Annotated in this window: 1 protein-coding gene and 1 pseudogene; both read left to right on the top strand. The window is 48.4% G+C overall.

The window, feature by feature from the left end:
- Positions 1 to 2,112: T9SS type B sorting domain-containing protein (locus B036_RS34695; protein WP_169435098.1), on the top strand; the 2,112-nt coding region annotated here is incomplete at its 5' end.
- A gap of 41 nt (positions 2,113 to 2,153) precedes the next feature.
- Positions 2,154 to 5,368: pseudogene (locus B036_RS32650) on the top strand (hypothetical protein); the annotation flags it as partial.

Raw genomic sequence — 5,368 nt, 5'->3', positions numbered from 1 at the left:
TGTGATGGCTCAGTTTGTGTCCCTTGTATGGGCACCCCAGTAGACTGTTCCAACGGAACGACGACCGTCTTTCCCTGCGACGACGGAGATGCCTGTACCGACGGAGACGTCCAGACTGTCCTTGACGCTGATGGTACCATTTGTGTGCCGTGCGCGGGTGTAGCCCAGGACTGTGCTACTGGAACCACGAGTACAGTTTCCTGCGACGATGGGGACCCTAATACTCTCAATGACCTGGAGACCATCCTTGATTGTAATGGTGACATTTGTATCCCATGTCAGGGTACCCCAGGTGATTGTAATACAGGCGTAACAACTACAGAAGCCTGTGATGATGGTAATGCCTGTACCATTAATGACAGGGTGACCATTCTTGCAAGTGACGGTAGTGTTTGTGAACCTTGTACCGGTGAATTTTTAGACTGTGAAGCACCTGAAATTACCATTCAGATTTGCCAAACCGTACAACAAGCACAAATTGGACCGGATAGAAACGATTGGTCACATGCGAACCTGCCCATTGTGAACGAAGGTTATTTGCACAACTTCACTATTCCAGATCTGCCTTGTAGCTCAAATACAACCACGATTTCATCTTTAGAGATTGGGATTAATCTCCAAAGCCTGACTTCTTCCTCAGCTTGTAATGGCATCCCGATCTACGGCAACGTTTTGTTGAACTGTGCTCTTACACCTCCGGGAATTTGTACGATTATTCAGGATGTACTTACACCGGGATGTGGCAACTTTGGTGGCGGTGCGACTACTCCGGGCGATTATGCGATGACGCTCACCGATTGCAACAGCATTAACCCCAATGATGTAATTGGCGTGGACCTCATCCCGGCAACAGATTTTTCTGCGGCTTGTCCTTCAAATGGAAATGCGATAACTGACGGTTTGGCAGCATTGGAATATGAAATATGTCTTACCCTTGTTTATGTCCCTCAAACCTGTGTGGACACTATGATGCTTCCGTGCGACGACGGTAACCCCTGTACCGAAAATGACGTAGTTGCAGTAGAATCTTGTGACCCTGCTGCTGTTTGTGTACCATGTCAGGGTACGCCAATTGATTGCGACAGTGGTACGGTTTCTACAGTTGCCTGTGATGATGGGAATCCTTGTACCATTAACGATGTACAATCGATCCTGGATTGTGATGGCAGCGTTTGTATTCCCTGCGCCGGCATTGTCCAGGACTGTACTTCGGGTACAACCAGTGTGGTTACTTGTGATGACGGAGATCCTAATACCCTCAATGATGTAAGTACAATCCTAGATTGTGATGGGGCTATTTGTATTCCTTGTGCAGGTGTTCCGGTAGATTGCTCCACCGGAGCAACAAGCATCATTCCGTGTGACGACAATGATCCTTGTACCGTAAATGACTTACAGACGGTGTTGGATAGCGATGGAAGTATCTGCGTCCCTTGTGCCGGTACCCCGCAAGATTGCTCGAACGGTGCAACTGAGGTTGTCCCGTGTAATGACGGTGATGCATCTACCGCAAATGACCAGCAAACCATTCTCTCTTGTGACGGAACAATATGCACGCCTTGTTCGGGTGTTCCCTGTGACTTCTCCGTTAACCTTGGCCCTGACCTCACCATAGCAATTGGTGACAGCCTGCAGTTTAACCTGGTTGCAAATGCTTCAGTAGATAGTGCCGTTTGGCAGAATGTTGCGGGGTTAAGCTGCCTCAATTGCTTGGATCCGGTTGTGAAGCCGACCCAAACAACGACCTATTCGATCACCGCAATCGATGAAAACGGCTGTGAGGCATCAGATAATATTACAGTTATTGTTAACGAAACAAGGAAAATCTACATTCCTAACGTATTTTCACCGAACGGTGATGGCATTAATGACCATTTTGAAGTGCAAGGTGGTCCGGATTTGACCACTATCAGAAGCCTCAACGTTTACGATCGCTGGGGCGCGAATCTATTCAGCGTAACTAATCAGCCTGTAAATTCACCTGCTACCAGGTGGCTTGGCGATAGACAAGGACAGCCAGTTGGCGAAGGTGTTTATCTTTACGTAGCCGAGGTGGAATTCACCGATGGCCACGTAGAAAAGGTTTCAGGTGAAGTGTTGGTCATGAAATAAAAGAAGTTTTCAATCATAATTTTTTAGAAAATAGACGATCCATGAAGAAGTTTTTACCCAATTGGGGCCTAATGGCCTTATTATGCCTGCTCTGTTGTAGCGGGCCTGGCTTATTTGCCCAAACCACGCAAGTCGAAATCTGTGGAGACTTCTCCTGTGAAACGGGATACGAAGCCCAGCGCATGGTTGTTGACGGCATGGGCGTTGTTAACCTTACAACTCCTGGAACAGGAACTGATGTATGGTGTGCTACCGTTGATGTGACTGGAGGTAACGAGGTTCGTTACATCTTCAATTATTCAATTCCTGGCGCTGCTGTGGAAGAAGACCTCACGGCGCTGGAAGGAGACTGTGTAACTACCGGTCGTCGTACTTATACGCCAGCCGGACCAGGAGAATCGGTAACTAGTGCCTGGGAATCTTGTGAGGCAACAGCTGTCTGTCCTCCAACAGCGCCAACAGAAGCTGCTCCAGCACCTTTCTGTGACCAAGCTGACGTCATCTCGATGTTCAGCGAAGCCTACGGTGATATCGATGTTGCTACCTGGCGGACCGTTTGGTCTTCAGCAACTGGAGGTGATATCGTAGACGTTGCAGGCACAGAAGCCCGACGCTATGACAATGTCGATTTCTTAGGCATTGAGCCCGCAGCTGACATTGACGCTTCTGGTATGACTAATTTCCACATTGATGTCTGGACGCCCAACATGACTATTTTCCGGGTAAAATTGGTAAATCGTGCGGCAAACGGACTCCCCCAAAGTGAAGACGAGATTGAGTTTACGCCCACGCAAGGTGGATGGAACAGCTATGATATTCCTTTAGCCGATTTCGCTAATCTTAACAGCACTGAGAATATCTACCAGCTTATTTTATCCGGTCAGCCGATCGGAGGAGGTACGCTGTTCATTGACAACGTTTACTTCTCTGGAGCAAATTGCGTAACGCAAGCACCAACACCTACCTGCGACGCAGGCCAGGTAATCTCTTTGTTTAGCGATAGCTACACGGATGTTGCGGTTTCTACTTTTTTGACCCCTTGGTCCGAAGCACCCGTTACGCTGACTGACGTTAGTATTTCAGGTAATGCGGCTAAATTCTACGAGAACGTAACTTTCCTTGGCATCGAAACAACAGGCGCTGACCTTGTTGACGCTTCGGCTATGACAACCTTCCATATTGACTATTGGACTGGCAACGCCACCCAATTCAGAATCAAATTGGTTGATTTTGGTGCTGATATGAATTTTGGCGGTGGAGACGATACTGAGCATGAGGTAGTATTTGCTAACCCGGCCCAGAACACCTGGATTTCTTATGAGATTCCATTGAGTGAATTTACTGGATTGATAAATACGGATAATATTGCCCAAATTATCTTGTCCGGAATGCCCAACGGAGATGCCGATTTTTACATCGACAACATGTATTTCTCCTCTTGTGTAGCTGCTCCTATAACCACTCAAGTCACGATTTGTGCAGATTTCACCTGTGAAAGAGGTTATGAAGCCCAGCGCATGATTGTTGACGGTGTAGGTGTCGTTAACCTTACAACTCCTGGAGCAGGAACTGATATTTGGTGTGCTGACATTAATGTGGTCGTAGGTAATGAGATTCGTTATTTCTTCCAATATTCAGCGCCTGGTGTCGCTCCGGCAGAAGACCTTACGGCGTTGGAAGGAGACTGTGTTACTAATGGTCGTCGTGTCTATACGGCAACGGACATGGATGAAACGCTATTATATGCATGGGAGTCTTGCGAAGCTACTGCTGTATGTCCACCGACTAATATGGTTAACATCTGTGCAGATTTTACCTGTGTAGGAGATTATGCCGCCCAGCGCCTGATTATTGATGGTGTAGCCGGTGTTACTAACCTTACAACTCCCGGAACAGGACCTGATGTTTGGTGTGCCACCGTTGAGGTGGAAGTAGGTACCGAGATTCGCTATTTCTTTCAATATTCAGCGCCTGGTGCCGCTCCTGCTGAAGACCTTTCGGCTTTGGAAGGAGACTGTGTTACTAATGGTCGTCGTGTCTATATGGCAGTGACAGAGACCATGGGAGAAACACTGACAAATGCTTGGGAGTCCTGTGATGCTGAAGCTACTATTACCGCAGTTTGTATGAACATCACCGTTCAACTTGATGAGAATGGTGATGCTTCTATTGCTTCTGCTGATGCAACGTCCTCCCAGATCGATGGCGGTTCCACCAGTACTTGTGGAGGTCTAATGTTCTCCGAGAGCATGACCGCCTTCACTTGTGAAAACATCGGCCCCAACATCGTTACCCTGACGGTAACAGACGCTGCTGGTAAAACGAGCACCTGCGAAGCCACGGTAACTGTAGAAGATATGATTGCACCAGTGCTTGTTTGTGCAAGTGGTGTTAGTACAGTAGAGAATGGATCGTTTGAAACCGGTGACTTCACCGGTTGGACGGCTATTGATAATCCAGACCCCTTTGTCCCATGGGCAGTTGGAGCGACCTCTACTACCGGAGAAGGCTTCTTTACCGCAGCAGTACCAACTGATGGTGGTTCTCTCGCTTCTAATGGATTTGACGGTGAAGCCGGCGAAGCTATTTTATTTCAGGACGTAAATGTGCCTACTGATGGAATGCTAAGTTGGGACGAAAATATTGACTACGATCTCACCTTCGGGGCTACGATGACTCGTATCCACATGGTAGAAGTACAAGATCTTGCTGGTAATACTTTGGAGGTCCTGCATGACGTAATGGCCATGCCTAGTACTACTGACACCGACAATGTATGGGAATCCTATACCGCTGATCTGTCAGCGTATGCCGGACAGCAGGTTCGCATCGCCTTTAAGCAAACCATTCCGGAAGACTTTACCGGACCAGCTAAATTTGCGGTCGACAACGTCGTTCTTGTGGGTAGTGGTCTGGAGGTATTCCTCGACGCCAATGGCATGTTTGACCTAAATGAAATTGCTGATCAGTTTACGGCCACGGACAATTGTGGAGTAGCAACGACTTCTATCAATCCTGATATGCTTACTTGCGGTGATGTCGGTGTAGTAGAAGTGACCTTCTCAGCTACTGACGCCAACGGCCTTACTTCTGAGTTGGTTTGTTCGGTCACTGTATTGGACCTGGTCCCTCCCGTCATCGCAGTTACCCCCCAAACGGTGGTACTGAGCGACGACGCCGGTACGGCGACCCTGACGGTGGGCCAACTGGCCTCCGCTACGGATGCCTGTGGCATCGCCAGCCTGACGGCCAGCCA

Source organism: Neolewinella persica DSM 23188 (assembly GCF_000373105.1).
GTDB classification, from domain to species: domain Bacteria; phylum Bacteroidota; class Bacteroidia; order Chitinophagales; family Saprospiraceae; genus Neolewinella; species Neolewinella persica.
Note: the sequence above shows the minus strand (reverse complement) of the source record. Positions and strands in the feature narration are given on the sequence as shown.